At 70.0% G+C, this 17,537-nt stretch carries 10 protein-coding genes and 2 pseudogenes; 6 read left to right on the top strand and 6 right to left on the bottom strand.

Annotation, left to right across the window (positions count from 1 at the left end):
- Positions 1-59 precede the first annotated feature (59 nt).
- Positions 60-3,606, bottom strand: a pseudogene (gene dnaE, locus SSOG_RS33405) (DNA polymerase III subunit alpha).
- Positions 3,607-3,833: 227 nt separating this feature from the next.
- Between dnaE and SSOG_RS33400 the strand changes: the two are divergent.
- The 4 genes from SSOG_RS33400 (at position 3,834) to SSOG_RS33385 (ending at position 8,662) form a co-directional block, all read left to right on the top strand.
- Entirely contained in the window at positions 3,834-5,159 is a 1,326-nt protein-coding gene (locus SSOG_RS33400; protein WP_009718679.1) for a DUF2252 domain-containing protein, read from the top strand.
- A gap of 103 nt (positions 5,160-5,262) precedes the next feature.
- Positions 5,263-5,961 carry a membrane protein gene (locus tag SSOG_RS33395; RefSeq protein WP_009718678.1) on the top strand — a complete coding sequence of 233 codons (699 nt, stop codon included), beginning with the start codon at positions 5,263-5,265 and terminating at the stop codon, positions 5,959-5,961.
- A gap of 64 nt (positions 5,962-6,025) precedes the next feature.
- Complete coding sequence (locus SSOG_RS33390; protein ID WP_009718677.1) at positions 6,026-6,856, top strand: thioredoxin domain-containing protein; 831 nt, start codon at positions 6,026-6,028, stop codon at positions 6,854-6,856.
- A gap of 168 nt (positions 6,857-7,024) precedes the next feature.
- A complete protein-coding gene (locus SSOG_RS33385; protein ID WP_009718676.1) occupies positions 7,025-8,662 on the top strand; it encodes an alkaline phosphatase D family protein in 1,638 nt (545 codons plus the stop codon).
- 1 nt (position 8,663) lies between these two features.
- Here the strand turns inward: SSOG_RS33385 and SSOG_RS33380 are convergent.
- Positions 8,664-9,213: pseudogene (locus tag SSOG_RS33380) on the bottom strand (dienelactone hydrolase family protein).
- A 137-nt stretch (positions 9,214-9,350) separates the two neighbouring features.
- Between SSOG_RS33380 and SSOG_RS33375 the strand changes: the two are divergent.
- Complete coding sequence (locus tag SSOG_RS33375) at positions 9,351-10,475, top strand: mechanosensitive ion channel family protein (protein ID WP_009718674.1); 1,125 nt, start codon at positions 9,351-9,353, stop codon at positions 10,473-10,475.
- Positions 10,476-10,487: 12 nt separating this feature from the next.
- Here SSOG_RS33375 and SSOG_RS33370 read toward each other — a convergent pair whose 3' ends face one another.
- The 4 genes from SSOG_RS33370 to SSOG_RS33355 all read right to left on the bottom strand — a co-directional run bounded on the left by SSOG_RS33370 (position 10,488) and on the right by SSOG_RS33355 (position 13,437).
- Positions 10,488-10,964: a GNAT family N-acetyltransferase gene (locus SSOG_RS33370; protein WP_009718673.1), complete on the bottom strand. Its 477-nt coding sequence runs from the start codon at positions 10,962-10,964 to the stop codon at positions 10,488-10,490.
- A complete protein-coding gene (locus SSOG_RS33365) occupies positions 10,961-11,902 on the bottom strand; it encodes an RluA family pseudouridine synthase (RefSeq protein ID WP_009718672.1) in 942 nt (313 codons plus the stop codon). Before SSOG_RS33365 ends, SSOG_RS33370 begins: the two co-directional genes overlap by 4 nt.
- A 72-nt stretch (positions 11,903-11,974) precedes the next feature.
- The gene (locus tag SSOG_RS33360; RefSeq protein WP_009718671.1) at positions 11,975-12,556 is read right to left on the bottom strand and encodes a signal peptidase II; all 582 of its coding nucleotides are present in this window, start codon (positions 12,554-12,556) and stop codon (positions 11,975-11,977) included.
- Between the two features lie 71 nt (positions 12,557-12,627).
- Positions 12,628-13,437, bottom strand: coding sequence for a TraR/DksA family transcriptional regulator (locus SSOG_RS33355; RefSeq protein WP_039939283.1), 810 nt, complete (start codon positions 13,435-13,437; stop codon positions 12,628-12,630).
- A gap of 592 nt (positions 13,438-14,029) precedes the next feature.
- Here SSOG_RS33355 and ileS point away from each other — a divergent pair.
- Complete coding sequence (gene ileS / locus SSOG_RS33350; protein WP_009718669.1) at positions 14,030-17,161, top strand: isoleucine--tRNA ligase; 3,132 nt, start codon at positions 14,030-14,032, stop codon at positions 17,159-17,161.
- Positions 17,162-17,537 lie beyond the last annotated feature (376 nt).

Raw genomic sequence — 17,537 nt, 5'->3', positions numbered from 1 at the left:
CCCGTTGAGGGGCGCGCCCGGCTGCCGGGCGCGCCCCTCACACGTTCATGGCCTGGTGCTCAGCCTGCCAGGCAGGAGGCTCCCAGCAGCACCTTGAGGTCACCGAAGAGCGCCGGGTCGGGGGTGACCCGGTGCTTGTCGAGCCGCAGCACGGTGGTCTTGCGCGCCCCTTGCAGCTTGATCCGCACCTCGGTCGAACCGCGGTGGTGGGTCAGCACCTCGCCGAGCTTCTCGACCAGCGGCGGGGTGACCTTGACGGTCGGAATGGTGATCGTCACCGGGGCGTTGGCGCCCGCCTCGGACAGGTCGGGGACCATCATCTCCATGGCGACCAGCCGCGGAATGTCCTCCCGCTTGTCGAGGCGGCCCTTGACGAACACGACGACGTCCTCGACGAGCTGGGTGGAGACCAGCTGATACGTGGCCGGGAAGAACATGCACTCGATGGATCCGGCCAGGTCCTCGACGGTCGCGATGGCCCAGGCGTTGCCCTGCTTGGTCATCTTGCGCTGGAGGCCGGAGATGATGCCGCCGATGGTGACGATCGCCCCGTCGGCGTGCTCACCGCCGGTGAGCTGGGAGATGGCGGCATCCGCCTTGTCGTTGAGGACGTGCTCGATGCCGAAGAGCGGATGGTCGGAGACGTACAGCCCGAGCATCTCGCGCTCCTGGGCGAGCAGATACGCCTTGTCCCACTCGATGTCGGAGAACTCGATGTCGAGCCCGAAGCCCGGCGCCTCCCCGTCACCGCCCTCGCCGCCCATGCCGCCGAAAAGGTCGAACTGCCCCTCGGCCTCCTTGCGCTTCACCGCCACCACGTTGTCGATCATCGTTTCGTAGTGCGCGGTGAGGCCCTTGCGGGTGTGGCCCATCTCGTCGAAGGCGCCCGCCTTGATGAGCGATTCCGTGGTGCGCTTGTTGCAGACGACCGCCTCGACCTTGTCCAGGTAGTCGGGGAACGAGCTGTACTTCCCCTTGGACTTGCGGCCGCGGATGATCGCTTCCACCACGTTCTGACCGACGTTACGGACGGCCGTCAGGCCGAAGAGGATCACGTCGTCACCCTGGGCGGTGAAGTTGGCCTCGGACTCGTTGACGTTCGGCGTGAGCACCTTGATGCCCATGCGGCGGCACTCGTTGAGGTAGACCGCCGACTTGTCCTTGTCGTCACGGACCGAGGTCAGCAGCGCCGCCATGTACTCGGCGGGGTAGTTGGCCTTGAGGTACGCGGTCCAGTAGGTGACCAGGCCGTACGCGGAGGAGTGGGCCTTGTTGAACGCGTACCCGGCGAACGGGACCAGCACGTCCCACACCGCCTGGATGGCCTCGTCGGAGTACCCGCGCTCGCGGCAGCCCTTCTGGAAGGGCACGAACTCCTTGTCCAGGACCTCCTGCTTCTTCTTGCCCATCGCACGGCGCAGCAGGTCGGCCTGTCCGAGCGAGTACCCCGCGAGCACCTGGGCGGCCTTCTGCACCTGCTCCTGGTACACGATGAGGCCGTAGGTGATGCCCAGGACCTCCTTGAGCGGCTCCTCCAGCTCGGGGTGGATCGGGGTGATCTCCTGCTGGCCGTTCTTCCGCAGGGCGTAGTTGATGTGCGAGTTCATGCCCATCGGGCCCGGCCGGTAGAGGGCCGAGACGGCGGAAATGTCCTCGAAGTGGTCGGGCTTCATCATGCGCAGCAGGGAGCGCATGGGGCCGCCGTCGAACTGGAAGACGCCGAGGGTGTCACCGCGGCAGAGCAGTTCGAAGGTCTTGGGGTCGTCCAGCGACAGGTCGAGCATCTTCAGGTCGACGCCCTTGTTGGCGCGCACCATCTTGACCGCGTCATCCATGATGGTGAGGTTGCGCAGGCCGAGGAAGTCCATCTTCAGCAGGCCCAGCGACTCACAGGTGGGGTAGTCCCACTGGGTCACGACCTGGCCGTCGTTCTTCGGCGAGAACACCGGGACGTGGTCGGTCACCGTCTCGCTGGACATGATCACGCCCGCGGCGTGGACGCCCATCTGACGGACCAGGCCCTCGATACCGCGCGCGGTGTCGATGACCTTCTTCACGTCCGGCTCGTTCTCGTACATCCCGCGCACCTCGCCCGCCTCGCTGTAGCGGGGGTGCTTCTCGTCGGTGATGCCGGACAGCGGGATGCCCTTGCCGAGGACATCGGCGGGCATGGCCTTGGTGATGCGGTCGCCCATCGCGTACGGATAGCCGAGCACACGGGCCGAGTCCTTGATGGCGTTCTTGGCCTTAATGGTGCCGTACGTACCGATCTGGGCGACCTTGTCGGCGCCGTACTTCTCGGTGACGTACCGGATGACCTCACCGCGCCGACGCTCGTCGAAGTCGATGTCGACATCGGGCATGGACACGCGCTCGGGGTTGAGGAACCGCTCGAAGATCAGCCCGTGTTCGACCGGGTCGAGGTCGGTGATGCCCAGGGCGTACGAGACGATCGAACCGGCCGCGGAGCCTCGGCCGGGGCCCACCGCGATGCCGTTGTTCTTGGCCCACATGATGAAGTCGGCGACCACGAGGAAGTTTTCCCGGGAAGCCCATCTGGATGATGACGTCCATCTCGTACGCGGCGAGCTTCTCCCGGTCCTCGGGAACGCCGCCGGGGAAGCGCTGGGCCATCCCCTTGCGGACCTCCTCCTGGAACCAGGTGACCTCGGTGTACCCCTCGGGCACGTCGAAGCGCGGCATCAGGTCGCGCTTCTCGAACCAGCCGGTGGCATCGACCTGCTCGGCGACCAGGAGGGTGTTGCGGCACCCCTCCTGCCAGGCGTCCGAGGAGTCGATCGCGTACATCTCCTCGGTGGACTTCAGGTAGTACCCGGTGCCGTCGAACCGGAAGCGGTCCGGGTCGGAGAGGTTCTTGCCGGTCTGGACGCACAGCAGCGCGTCGTGCGCCACGGACTCGCGGGAGTAGGTGTAGTGCGAGTCATTGGTGACCAGCGGGGGGATGCCCAGCTTCTTGCCGACCTCCAGCAGCCCGTCCCGGACCCGGCGCTCGATCTCGATGCCGTGGTCCATCAGCTCCAGGAAATAACGGTCCTTGCCGAAGATGTCCTGGTATTCGGAGGCCGCCTTCACCGCCTCGTCGAACTGGCCGAGCCGCAGCTTGGTCTGGAGCTCACCGGACGGGCAGCCGGTGGAGGCGATCAGCCCTTCGGACCACTTGGCGATGGTCTCCTTGTCCATCCGGGGCCACTTGACGAAGTAGCCCTCCATATAGGCGTCGGAGGAGAGCCGGAAGAGGTTGTGCAGACCGGTCTTGTTCGACGCCCAGAGGGTCTTGTGGGTGTAACCACCGGAACCGGAGACGTCATCGCGCTTCTGGTGCGGCTGGCCCCACTGGACCCGTCGCTTGTAGCGCCGCGACTCCGGCGCGACATACGCCTCGATGCCGATGATCGGGGTGACCCCGGCGGACGTCGCCTGCTGGTAGAAGTCATACGCACCGTGCAGGTTGCCATGGTCGGTCATGGCGATGTGCGTCATGCCCATCTCGTTGCAGGCGTTGAACATGTCCTTGAGCCGCGCCGCACCGTCCAGCAGCGAGTACTGGGTGTGGACATGCAGGTGCGTGAAGGGCGGCTTGGTCACGGTGGCAGACCTCCGGCGAACGGTCGATGACAGCTGGGTGGGACAGGACCGAAGGTTACCCCTCCGGACTGACAGCGGACGGGCACGGGCGAGTAGCCTCAGGCGTTGATCCTGTCGGGATCCTCCGTCCCGTCGCGTACGTCGGAACGTATGTCGTACGGGACGAAAAACACCCTGTCGTAAGAGTCACCACGCCGTAATCCCCATGCCCCAGGAGGCGCTCCGCGATGTCGACCCAGCAGACCCAGGCGGAACAGCGCGGCGAGCACATCCTCGCCGTCTTCGACACCGCCTTCGGCGAGCTGCTCGCCGCCGACCCGGCCGCCTTCCGGGTGAAATTCCGGAAGATGGCCGCCTCGGCGTTCGCCTTCTACCGCGGCACGGCCTGCCTGTTCTACTCCGACGTGGAGCGCGAGCGGGCCGGCGGACCGTACCTGGACGACCGCACCAGCCGGGTGTGGATCCACGGTGACCTCCACGCCGAGAACTTCGGCAGCTACATGGACGCCAACGGGCGCCTGGTCTTCAATGTGAACGACTTCGACGAGGCCTACGTCGGCCCCTTCACCTGGGACCTCAAGCGCTTCGCCGCCTCCGTCGCGCTCATCGGCTACACCAAGGCGCTCAGCGACGAGAAGATCACCGAGCTGGTGCGCATCTACGCCGCCGCCTACCGCGAGCGGATCCACGCCCTGGCCACCGGCGCCAAGAACGACGAGGTGCCGCCCTTCACGCTGGAGACCGCCGAGGGCCCGCTGCTGGACGCGCTGCGCGTCGCCCGCTCGCTGACCCGCTTCGGGCTGCTCGACTCGATGACCGAGATCCGCGACTTCGAGCGCCGCTTCTCGGCGGGCGGCGGCTCCATCGAGCTGGACGCCGCGACCCGCTACAAGGTGCTGGCCGCCTTCGACGGCTATCTGGAAACGCTTCCCGAGTCCAGTCTCGCGCGTCCGGACTCCTACCGCGTCAAGGACGTCGTGGGCCGCCGGGGCATCGGCATCGGCAGCGCCGGGCTGCCCTCGTACAACATCCTCCTGGAGGGCAACAGCGACGCCCTGGAGAACGATGTCGTGATCTACATGAAGCAGGCGCAGACCCCGGCGGTCTCCCGGCACATCACCGACGAGCAGGTGCGCGCCTACTTCCACCACGAGGGCCACCGCACGGTGATCTCGCAGCGCGCCCTCCAGGCGCACGCCGACCCGTGGCTGGGCTGGACCGAGCTGGACGGGGCCGGGCAGCTGGTCGCCGAGATCTCGCCGTACGCGGTGGACCTGGACTGGAGCGACATCGACGACCCGGCCGAGATCGCGGCGGTCGTCGCGGACCTCGGGCGGGCCACGGCCACCATGCACGCCGCCGCCGACGACCAGAGCGGCCACTCGCTGGTGCCCTTCTCCACCGAGCGCGCCATCGACGCGGTGATCGCCGCCGACGAGGACGGCTTCGCGGAGCTGCTGGTGGACTTCGCCCACACCTACGGCACCCAGGCGCGCACCGACCACCAGATCTTCGTGGACCTCTTCCGCAACGGCCGCATCCCGGGGCTGTGAGCCCTCCGCGGGGTGCCCGCCAAGCGGCACCCCGCGGTCCCGACGGCCCCTCTTGATGTCACTCCTACAGGCGAACGTGGCACAATCCGACCTTATGGACGGCATGGGCGGCACCGCCGGTACGGGCGGCACCGGGCCCCGGCTGAGGGCCCTGCGCGCGGCGCTCTTCACGGCGCTGTGCGTCACCCTGTCCTCGGCGTCCCATGTGCTGCTCTCCCGCGTCCCGCTGCCGCTGTCCACGGTCGCGGTGCTCTCGGTGGCCGTCTTCGCCCTCGCCTACGCCCTCGCGGGCCGGGAGCGGAGCTTCTGGGGCATCGCCGCCCTGCTGGTCCCGCTGGAACTGGCCGCCGACACGATCTTCACCACGGGCCAGGACGCCTGTTACGGCCAGTCCGGCGGCCCGGTGGCCGGGCCCCTGCGCTCCCTGGGCGTCGACCTGCTCTGCCGCAGCGGTGACGTGGGCACCCCGCTGGCCGGGATCACCCATCCGGGGGGCGGGACTCCCCTGTCCGCCGCCGTCAGCTCCGCCACCCCCTGGCTGCTGCTCGCCGCCCACGTGGCCATCGGGCTGATCGCCTCGGCCTGGCTCCGCCGCGGCGAGGCCGCCTTCGGGCGGCTGCTGTGGGCCCTCGCCGGTTTCGCCTTCCGGCCGCTGCTGCTGGCCGTCGCCGTGGTCACCTCGGCCCTGCGGCCGCGGACCCCGGCCGCGCTGCCGATACGCCCGGCGCGTCCGGCCCCCGCGCTCCCCCTTTTGGTGCACTCCGTCGTACGACGTGGACCGCCCTGCTCAGTCGCCGCCTGAGCACAGCGTTTCCCTTCCACGTACGCACTACAGACCGACGTAGAACGACGGAGATCGATCAATCATGAGCAACCGCAATAGCCACCAGAACAAGCAGGCCGCGCGTGAGCGGCTGCGCGCCGAGCGTGAGCGTCAGGCCAAGAAGGAGCGGATGCGCCGCCAGCTGTTCGTGGGCGGCGCGGTCCTCGCGGTCCTCGCGATAGCCGGCGGCATCGGCTACGCCGTCACCAACATGAACACGGACAACGTCAACCAGAAGTGGCGGACGGCGGCCGAGAAGAAGACGATGGCGAAGCCCGCCAACACCAGCGGCGCCCAGGGCACCACGGTCGTCATCGGCGACAAGAAGGCCAAGAACACCCTCCACGTCTACGAGGACATGCGCTGCCCGGTCTGCGCCCAGTTCGAGAAGTTCACCGGCCCGACCGTGCTCAAGGACATCAAGGACGGCACCTACAAGGCGCAGTTCACGATGGGCACCTTCCTCGATGACAACAAGCAGATGCCCGGCGCCGGCTCGAAGAACGCCCTGAGCGCGCTCGGCGCGGCGCTCAACGTGAGCCCGCAGGCCTTCCTGGACTACAAGACGGCGCTGTACTCCCCGAAGAACCACCCCGAGGAGACCGACGACGCCTTCGCCGACGACCAGAAGCTGCTCGACGTCGCCCAGCAGGTCAAGGAGCTGAAGAACAACGCGGCCTTCGAGAAGGCCGTGAAGAAGGGCACGTACGACCGGTGGGCGCTGGCCATGTCGGCGTCCTTCAACAAGGCCAAGGACGTCGACGGCACCCCGGCCTTCAAGCTCAACGGCAAGGTGCTGGAGACCCCCCAGAAGAATCCGCCCATGACGCCGGACCAGTTCACCCCGCTCGTCCAGCAGAACCTCAAGAAGTAACCGCCCCGCACCGCCGGGACCGCACCGCCCGGTCCGCGCGGGCGTGCCCCCTGGGGAACATCCCGGGGGCACGCCCGCCGACCCGGCGGTGGCCCCGCGGCGACACATGGGCGAACTTCCCCCGGAAGCCCTGCCGTTCGGGGCTACTTGCCAGTAATCTCGTCGGCCGTGACCGACGCCAAAAACCACATATCCCGCCGCAGCGCCGTCACGGCCGTAGCGGCCACCGCCGCCCTGCTGCCGCTGGCCGCCCAGCCGGCCGCCCACGCCGCCACCGGACCCGCCTTCCTGCACGGCGTCGCCTCCGGCGATCCGCTGCCCGACGGCGTCCTGCTGTGGACGCGCGTCACTCCCACCCCGGACGCCGTGCCCGGTTCGGGACTCGGCCCGGCCGTCGAGATCGGCTGGGAGGTCGCCACGGACCAGGAGTTCCGTACGGTCGTCGCGCACGGCACCGCGAAGACCACCGCCTCGGCCGACCACACCGTCAAGGCCGATGTGCGCGGACTGCGCCCGGCCACCGGCTACTTCTACCGCTTCCGCGCCGACGGCGGCGCGTACTCCCCGGTGGGCCGCACCCGAACCGCACCGGCCGCCGACGCCGTGGCCCCCGGGATCCGCTTCGGCGTGGTCTCCTGCGCCAACTGGGAATCGGGCTGGTTCTCCCCGTACCGCCATCTCGCGGCCCGCACCGACCTGGACGCGATCCTGCATCTGGGCGACTACATCTACGAGTACCAGAGCGGCGAATACCCCGAGAAGAAGAACGTCGTCCGCCAGCACGCCCCCACCCACGAGATCGTCACCCTCGCCGACTACCGCACCCGGCACGGCAGATACAAGACCGACGCCGACCTCCAGGCGCTGCACGCCGCGGTGCCGATGATCGCCATCTGGGACGACCACGAGTTCGCCAACGACGCCTGGTCGGGCGGGGCCGAGAACCACACCCCCGGCACCGAGGGCGCCTGGGCGTCACGGATGGCCGCCGCCAAGCAGGCGTACTTCGAGTGGATGCCGGTGCGTCCCTCCACCGAGGGCACCACCTACCGGCGGCTGCGCTACGGCACCCTCGCCGACCTCCACCTGCTCGACCTGCGCTCGTTCCGCTCCGAGCAGGTGGGCGTGGGCAGCGGCGCGGTGGACGACCCGGAGCGCACGGTCGCCGGGCGCGCCCAGCTCGACTGGCTCAAGTCCGGGCTCTCCGGTTCGGACACCACCTGGCGGCTGGTGGGCAACTCAGTGATGATCTCGCCGGTCGCCTTCGGCGCGCTCCCCGCCGAGATACTCGCCCCGCTGGCCGAACTCCTCGGGCTGCCCAAGGAGGGCCTGGCGATCAACACCGACCAGTGGGACGGCTACACCGACGACCGGCGCGAGCTGCTCGCCCATCTCACCGGGAACGCCATCGGCAACACCGTCTTCCTCACCGGTGACATCCACATGGCCTGGGCCAACGACGTGCCGGTGAAGGCCGCGACCTATCCGCTCTCGGACTCGGCCGCGACCGAGTTCGTGGTCACCTCGGTGACCTCCGACAACCTGGACGATCTGCTCCACGTACCGGCGCACACCGTCTCCCTGGCCGCGGCCGCCGCCCTCCGCGCCGCCAACCGCCATGTGAAGTGGCTGGACATGGACGCCCACGGGTACGGCGTGCTCGACGTCACCGCCGAGCGCGCCCAGATGGACTACTACGCCGTCTCCGACAAGGCCGACCCGCACGCCACCGCGTCCTGGACCCGGTCCTACCGCACCCGCTCCGGCACCCAGCGCGTCGAGCGAGCCTCCCAGCCGGTGGCGTGAACTACCCCACCTCGTCGAGGAAGCCGAGCGCCACCCGCCAGGTGGCCTCGGCGGCCTGCTCGTCGTAGTCCGGCAGCTCCGGGTCGGTGTACAGGTGCCCGGCCCCCGGATAGCGGAAGACCTCCACCTCGGCCCCGGCCCGCCCCATCCGCAGGTACCAGGCGTTCAGCCAGTCGTGCGGCTCGAACGGGTCGGGGTCGGGCGACGTGCAGCTGCACCGGCAGCTCGTCGGTCGTGGTGTCGTCGGCGATGTCCGACGTCCCGTGCAGCAGAAGCAGCCCGCGCGCCTTGTCGTCGGCCAGCGCCAGGTTCTGCGCGATCGAGCCGCCGAGCGAGAAGCCCGCGTAGACCAGACCGCGGTCCGAGACGGGCGCCGCGGCCCGCACCGCCCGCTTCAGCAGCTCGTCCGCGCCGATCTCCTCCTTGAGGGCCATGCCCTCCTCGGCGGTGTCCGCCGTCCGCCCCTCGTACAGATCGGGTACGTGCACCTCGTGCCCCGCGGCGCGCAGCCGGTCCGCGGCCGCGTGCACCGCGGGCCGCAGTCCGTACATGGAATGGAGGAGCAGGATCGGGGAACGGGTCACAGTGGTCACTTCCTAGTGGGTGGAACGCGCTTCGCCCATCGTGCCAGGTACGGCCCGGGAAGGCGGAACCCAGAACCTCCGGCGGAAGGACGAGGAAGATCTTCATGGAGGACGTGCTGCGTCCGGTCATTGTCATCGGCGGCTCCCTCGCCATCACCGTGTTCATCGGCTGGGGAGCCGACTGGCTGCTGCGGCGGATCGACGCCCGGCACCCGGAGACCCCGCTGTGGGACCTGCTGCGCGGCTGTCGGCTGCCCCTCCAGGTGACGGTGTGCACGGCGCTGCTGCGCGGCTCGTACGAGACGATCGACGCGGAGGCCATCACCGCGCACCAGACGGCGATCGGCCGGCTGCTCACCCTGGTGCTGATCGCGGCGACCGCCTGGCTGGTGATCCGGGGCTCCGGGGCCATCGTGGAGTCCTCGTACTCCCGCTACGCCGCCAGCGCGCACGACGCGGCGCGGGTGCGGCGGGTGCGCACCCAGGTCACGCTGATCCAGCGGGTGGTGGCCGCGGTGGTCGGGGTGGTGGCGGCGTCGGCGATGCTGCTGACCTTCCCCGCGATGCGCGCCGTCGGGACGTCCATGCTGGCGTCCGCCGGAATCCTGGGCATCGTCGCCGGTGTCGCCGCCCAGTCGACGCTGGGCAACCTCTTCGCCGGTCTCCAGATCGCCTTCGGCGACATGGTGCGCATCGGCGACACGGTGGTGGTCAACGGCGAATGGGGCACGGTCGAGGAGATCACCCTGACGTTCCTGTCCGTACGGACCTGGGACGAGCGCCGGATCACCATGCCGGTGTCGTACTTCACCGGCCAGCCGTTCGAGAACTGGTCGCGCGGCGGCACCCAGAAGACCGGAACGGTCCTCTTCCACCTCGACCACCACGCCCCGATCGAGGAGATGCGGACGAAGCTGCGCGAGATCGTGCAGGCGTCCAAGGCCTGGGACGGCCGGGACTGGAGCCTGGTCGTCACCGACACCAGCCCCAGCACCATCGTGGTGCGGGCGCTGGTGACCGCGCGGGACTCCGACGACGCGTGGACGGTGCGGTGCGAGGTGCGGGAGCAGATGATCACGTGGCTGCGGGAGGAGCATCCGTACGCGCTGCCGCGGATCGCGACCGCGCCCGCGGTGCAGGCCGAGGTGCCCGCCCCGGCGCCCACGCCTTCCGCCCCCGGGCGCGAGGACCACTTCGCCCGCTTCGACAACGGCTTCCGCAAGAGCTAAGGGCTCAGCGCTTTACAGCGCCCGCCGCATCGCGCGGTGCGGAATGCCGCTGCCCTCGTCGAACTCGGGCCCGAACGCCTCGTAGCCCAGCCGCTCGTAGAACGCGAGCGCGTGGGTCTGCGCCTCCAGGTAGACCTGGGACAGCCCGCGCCGTCCCGCCTCCGCCTCGACGGCCCGGACCAGCGCGGCGCCCAGCCCCGTGCCGCGCGCCGCGGGGGTCACGGCGAGGCGGCCGAGGGCGGCGGTGGTGGCGCCGTTCACCCCGGCGCGGCCGTACTTCTTGTCGGCGGCCGCGCCGTGCAGGAAGCGGACCGTGCCCACGGGGCGACCCGCCGAGGAGGCCAGGAGGTGGACGGCGTGCGCGTCGTACGCGTCCATCTCCTCCTCCACGGAGATGCCCTGCTCGACCACGAAGACCTCGCGGCGCACGGCATGGCAGTCCGTGAGGTCGCCGTCGGTCACCATCTCGATCGTGTACGGCATGCTCATGCGCTCTCCGCCCGCACGATGTCCAGCGCCCGCTGGAGGTCGTCCGGGTAGGGGCTCTCGAACTCGATCCAGCTGCCGTCGGACGGGTGCTCGAAGCCCAGCCGCATCGCGTGCAGCCACTGCCGGGTCAGCTTCAGCCGCTTGGCGAGCGTGGGGTCGGCCCCGTAGGTGAGGTCGCCGACGCACGGATGGCGGTGGGCCGACATGTGCACCCGGATCTGATGGGTGCGCCCGGTCTCCAGCTTGATGTCGAGGAGGCTGGCGGCGCGGAATGCCTCGATGAGGTCGTAGTGGGTGACGCTCGGCTTGCCGTCCGCGGTCACGGCCCACTTGTAGTCGTGCTGCGGATGACGCCCGATCGGCGCGTCGATGGTGCCGCTGAGCGGGTCGGGGTGGCCCTGGACCAGCGCGTGGTAGCGCTTTTCGACCGTACGCTCCCGGAACTGCTGCTTGAGCAGGGTGTACGCGCGCTCGGACTTGGCGACGACCATGAGTCCGGAGGTGCCCACGTCCAGCCGGTGGACGATGCCCTGGCGCTCGGCGGCGCCCGAGGTGGCGATGCGGAAGCCCGCGGCCGCGAGCCCGCCGATCACGGTCGTGCCGCTCCAGCCGGGGCTGGGGTGGGCGGCGACACCGACCGGCTTGGCGATGACCACGATGTCGTCGTCGTCATGGACGATCTCCATGCCCTCGACGGGCTCGGCGACGATCTGGACCGGCGCCGCGGCCTGCGGCATCTCGACCTCGAGCCAGGCCCCGCCGGAGACCCGGTCGGACTTTCCGGCGACGCTGCCGTCGACCTGGACTTTCCCGGCGGCGGCCAGCTCGGCCGCCTTGGTCCGCGAGAAGCCGAACATGCGGGCGATCGCGGCGTCGACGCGCTCGCCCTCCAGTCCGTCGGGTACGGGCAGGGTGCGGATCTCGGGAATCGTACTCACCCGTCGAGTATGACGGACCGCGCGGACCGGTTCGTACGCCCGTCGGACACCGGCCCCCGCGGCAGCCGCGCGTCAGTCCTTGTGGACCGTGCCGTCCGGGTCCAGGCCGCGGAACGACAGGATCACGATCAGGAAGCCGCCGCATACGATCGCCGAGTCGGCGAGGTTGAAGACCGCGAAGTGGGCGGGCGCGATGAAGTCCACGACCGCGCCCTGAAGATCGCCGGGCGCCCGGAAGACCCGGTCGGTGAGGTTGCCGAAGGCGCCGCCGAGGAGCATCCCGAGCGCGATGGCCCACGGCAGGCTGTAGAGCTTGCGGGCCAGCCGCGCGATCACCACGATCACCGCGGCCGCGATCACCGTGAAGACGATGGTCATCGCCTCGCCCATGCCGAAGGCGGCGCCGCGGTTGCGGATCACCTCCAGCTGGAGCCAGGTGCCGATCACCTCGACCGGAGCGTGGTGCTCCAGCTTCGCGACCACGGCCAGCTTGCTGCCCAGATCCAGGAGGTACGCGAACGCGGCGACCGCGATCAGCACCCCGATCCGCCGCCTCTTCCCGGCGCCGGACGCGGCACCGGCGGCGCTGGTCCCGGCGCCCTCCTCGGCCTTCCCCGCGTCTGGCGTACCGATGGCCTGCTCCGCCTCTGTCAACGTGTGTCCCTCATCGTCCGGGCCAGTCTCCCCCTGGCTCAGACGAGGGTACGACACAGGCGTGCGGACGGTCAGCGGCGCTCCTGACGCTGCTTGCACTCGACACAAAGGGTGGCGCGCGGGAACGCCTGCATCCGGGCCTTGCCGATCGCGTTCCCGCAGTTCTCGCACAGGCCGTACGTCCCGGCGTCCAGCCGCTCCAGGGCGCGCTCGGTCTGGAGCAGCATCTCGCGGGCGTTCCCGGCCAGCGCCATCTCGTGCTCGCGCGTGATGTTCTTGGTCCCGGTGTCGGCCTGGTCGTCGCCCGCGCCGTCGCCGGAGTCGCGCATCAGCCCGGTGATCGCCTCCTCGGAGGCCAGGATCTCGGTGCGCAGCCGTCCGGCCTCGGTCAGCAGTTCGGTGCGCGCCTCCTCCACCTCCTCCGCCGACCAGGGGTCCTCACCAGGGCGTACGGCCAGCTCGGCGGGGTCCACGGGCGCGCCCGGCACCCGAGCCTTGGGCACGCCGGACGGCGGGAACGACGGCGCGGCCTGCTTGGCGGTCGACGCACCGCCCGGGGTCTTTTTCGCAACCACTTTCCTGGCTCCCGTCTTCTTCGCGGGCACCGCCTTCTTGGCCGGTGCGGCCGACGCGGTCTTCTTGGCCGTGGCCTTCTTGACCGTGGTCTTCGTGGTCTTCGTCGTCGTGGTCTTCGTCGTCTTCTTGGCCGCGCTCTTCTTGGCGGCCGCGGTCCTGGCGGCCGCCTTCTTCGTGACCTTCGTGGCCTTCTCGTCCTGCGCGGCGGCCGATGTGGCCTTGCCCGCCGAGGCGCTCTTCTTCGCGGACGCGGCCTTCGTCGCCTTCGCCGTGCTCTTCTGCACGGCGGTCTTCCTCGCCACCATGGCCGCGGCCCCTTCACATATTGTGATCTTGCTCGCGAATCGTTCCGGAACGATAAATCGACTCCGGGCACGCGGCAACGGGGCACGCCGCCCGATTCGCCCGGCTTGCCCGTACGGCAACCCGGTCTCCACCGTTGTGCCCCACCCGCCGCCCGGTAATCCGGCCGGGAACCGGTACCGGAGAGTGACGTGTGACGGCTCCCGGACTGAAGCACCCGGCGTATCGGCATTCGGGTCATCTCAGGACCGGCCCGTCCCCCACTCGGCGCAGCGGTGAAAAGCGGTCGGCCGCGGTCCGTCCGGCCCCGTACACTGGGCGCAGCGAAAGGCATGGATGGGGACGAGTAGCGTCGTAGGCGGCCACGAGCGACCCGGGGACGGTGTGAGCCCGGGGGCGAGCGCGATGCGAAGGATCACCCCGGAGCCGCCGGAAGAACACCCGCACAGGGCCAGTAGAACCGGCATCGCGACCCTAATGAGGGGGCCGGGAGCGCACTGCTCGCGGCCAAGGAGGGTGGTACCGCGGGAGCGCTGACGGCTCTCGTCCCTCCGACGGAAACGACGAGACGTATCCGCCGGAGGACGTGTTCCGATGACGCAGTACCGCCAGGTGCCCGCCCAGGTCGACCTGCCCGCCCTCGAGCATGCCGTGCTCGACTTCTGGCGGGAGAACAAGATCTTCGCCCGTACCCTCGAACACTCCGAGGGCCGGCCGGAGTGGGTCTTCTACGAGGGCCCGCCGACCGCGAACGGCATGCCGGGCGCCCACCACATCGAGGCCCGAGTCTTCAAGGACGTCTTCCCCCGCTTCCGCACCATGCGCGGCTACCACGTCGCCCGCAAGGCGGGCTGGGACTGCCACGGCCTGCCGGTGGAGCTGGCGGTCGAGAAGGAGATGGGCTTCAGCGGCAAGAAGGACATCGAGGCGTTCGGCATCGCCGAGTTCAACGCCAAGTGCCGGGAGTCGGTGACCCGGCACACCGACGCCTTCGCCGACCTGACCCAGCGCATGGGCTACTGGGTCGACCTGGACGACGCGTACCGCACGATGGACCCCGAGTACGTCGAGTCGGTGTGGTGGTCGCTCAAGGAGATCTTCACCAAGGGCCTGCTGGTCCAGGACCACCGGGTCGCCCCCTGGTGTCCGCGCTGCGGCACCGGCCTGTCCGACCACGAGCTGGCGCAGGGCTACGAGACCGTCGTCGACGCCTCGGTCTACGTACGCTTCCCGCTGACCTCCGGCCCGCTGGCGGGCGAGGCGTCCCTGCTGGCCTGGACGACCACCCCGTTCTCGCTGGTCGCCAACCTCACCGTCGCCGCCCACCCCGAGGTGACCTATGTGGTCGCCACGGACGGCAACGAGAAGCTGGTCGTGGCCGAGTCGCTGGTCGAGCAGGCGCTGGGCGAGGGCTGGCAGACCACGGGCCAGAGCTTCACCGGTGCGGAGATGGAGCGCTGGACGTACCAGCGCCCCTTCGAGCTGGTCGAGATCCCCGACGCCCACTTCGTCGTCAACGCCGACTACGTCACCACCGAGGACGGCACCGGACTGGTCCACCAGGCGCCCTACGGTGAGGAGGACTTCAAGAGCAGCCGCGCCTACGGCGTGCCGATCGTCAACCCGATCCGCACGGACGGCACCTTCGAGGAGGAGCTGGACCTGGTCGGCGGCCAGTTCTTCAAGAAGGCCGACGAGGCGCTGGTCCGCGACATGGACGAGCGCGGGCTGCTCTTCAAGCACCTGGCGTACGAGCACAGCTACCCGCACTGCTGGCGCTGCCACACCCCGCTGATCTACTACCCCCAGCCGTCCTGGTACATCCGCACCACCGCGATCAAGGACGCGCTGCTGCGGGAGAACGAGCGGACCAACTGGTTCCCGGACTCGGTCAAGCACGGCCGCTTCGGTGACTGGCTCAACAACAACATCGACTGGGCGCTCTCCCGCAACCGCTACTGGGGCACCCCGCTGCCCATCTGGCGCTGTGAGGAGAACCACCTGACCTGCGTCGGCTCGCTCACCGAGCTGTCCGAGCTGACCGGCACCGACCAGACCGGGCTCGACCCGCACCGCCCGTACATCGACGAGGTCACCTTCGCCTGCCCCGCCGACGGCTGCTCGCTGACGGCTACGCGGGTGCCGGAGGTCATCGACGCCTGGTACGACTCGGGTTCGATGCCGTTCGCGCAGTGGGGCTACCCGTACCGCAACAAGGAGGTCTTCGAGAAGCGCTACCCGGCGCAGTTCATCTCCGAGGCCATCGATCAGACCCGCGGCTGGTTCTACACGATGATGGCGGTCGGCACGCTCGTCTTCGACCGGTCGAGCTTTGAAAACGTGGTCTGCCTCGGTCACATCCTGGCCGAGGACGGCCGGAAGATGTCCAAGCACCTGGGCAACATCCTTCAGCCGATCCCGCTCATGGACCAGCACGGCGCCGACGCCGTGCGCTGGTTCATGGCCGCCGGCGGTTCGCCGTGGGCGGCCCGCCGGGTGGGCCACGGCACCATCCAGGAGGTCGTGCGCAAGACGCTGCTCACCTACTGGAACACGGTCGCCTTCCAGGCCCTGTACGCCCGCACCACGGGCTGGGCGCCGTCCGACGCCGACCCGGCCCGGGCCGAGCGCCCCATGCTGGACCGCTGGCTGCTGGGTGAACTGGGCACGCTCACCGAGCAGGTCACCCAGGCCATGGAGGCGTACGACACCCAGCGCGCCGGACGGCTGCTGTCCGCGTTCGTGGACGACCTGTCCAACTGGTACGTGCGCCGCTCGCGCCGCCGCTTCTGGCAGGGCGACGCGGCCGCGCTGCGCACCCTCCACGAGGTCATCGAGACGGTCAACCGGCTGATGGCCCCGCTGGTCCCGTTCATCACCGAGCGGGTCTGGCAGGACCTGGTCGTCCCCGTGACCCCGGGCGCCCCCGACTCCGTCCACCTGACCTCGTGGCCGGAGGCCGACCAGGCCATGATCGACCCGGCCCTCTCGGCGCAGATGGCGCTCGTACGGCGCCTGGTGGAGCTGGGCCGGGCCACCCGTGCCGAGTCCGGCGTCAAGACCCGCCAGCCGCTGTCGCGGGCGCTGGTCGCCGCGTCCGGCTTCGAGAAGCTGGGCCCCGAGCTGCGCGCCCAGATCGAGGAGGAGCTGAACGTCTCCTCGCTCGCCGCGCTGAACGAGGTCGGCGGCTCGCTGGTCGACACGACCGCCAAGGCCAACTTCCGTGCCCTGGGCAAGCGCTTCGGCAAGGGCACCCAGCCGGTCGCCAAGGCCATCGCGGAAGCCGACGCCGCCGCGCTGTCGGTCGCCCTGCGCGAGGGGACGGCGTCGGTCGTGGTGGACGGCGAGACGGTCCCCCTCTCCCCCGACGAGGTCATCATCACCGAGACCCCGCGGGAGGGCTGGTCCGTCGCCTCGGACTCCGGCGCCACGGTCGCCCTCGACCTGGAGATCACCCCGGAGCTGCGGCGCGCGGGGCTGGCGCGGGATGCCATCCGGCTGATCCAGGAGGCCCGTAAGAACAGCGGGCTCGACGTCGCCGACCGGATCGCCCTGCGCTGGCAGTCGTCCGACGACGACCTCCGCCAGGCCCTCACCGACCACGCGGGGCTGATCGCGGACGAGGTCCTCGCCACGGACTTCGCCTCCGGCGAGGCCGACGCCGCCTACGGCACACCCTTCGAGGACAGCGCCCTGGGCCTCACGTTCCGCCTCCGCAAGGCGTAACACCCGAGCGGGGTTCGCCCTTTCCCTGCAACCGGGGCCCCACGGGGCCCCGGTTGCGGCCCACCCACCGGGACGCGGCGATCGGCACGCTGCGCGGCCCCCAGGCAGCAAGCGGGGGCGTCCGAGGGAGTTTGTCCCCTACCCGCCCCTTCCCAGACCCGGGGCTCCGCCCCGGACCCCGCCCCGGACGGGCCCGCCCCTCCCCTGCCCTCGGTCCTACGGCACCCAGCCGAGCCGACACCAGCCCGCCCGGACGCCGCGACCAGCATGCCACGCGGCCCCCGGGCGGCAACCGGCATGGCCGCACCGGTTGGGGCCCGCGATCCGGAACCAGCCCCCACCACCACGGGGCGGAGCCCCGATTACGGACACCCGG

Origin of the sequence: Streptomyces himastatinicus ATCC 53653, from assembly GCF_000158915.1 — a bacterium.
GTDB lineage: Bacteria > Actinomycetota > Actinomycetes > Streptomycetales > Streptomycetaceae > Streptomyces > Streptomyces himastatinicus.
The sequence above is the reverse complement of the archived record's forward strand: the minus strand, read 5'-3'. Positions and strand labels throughout refer to the sequence as shown.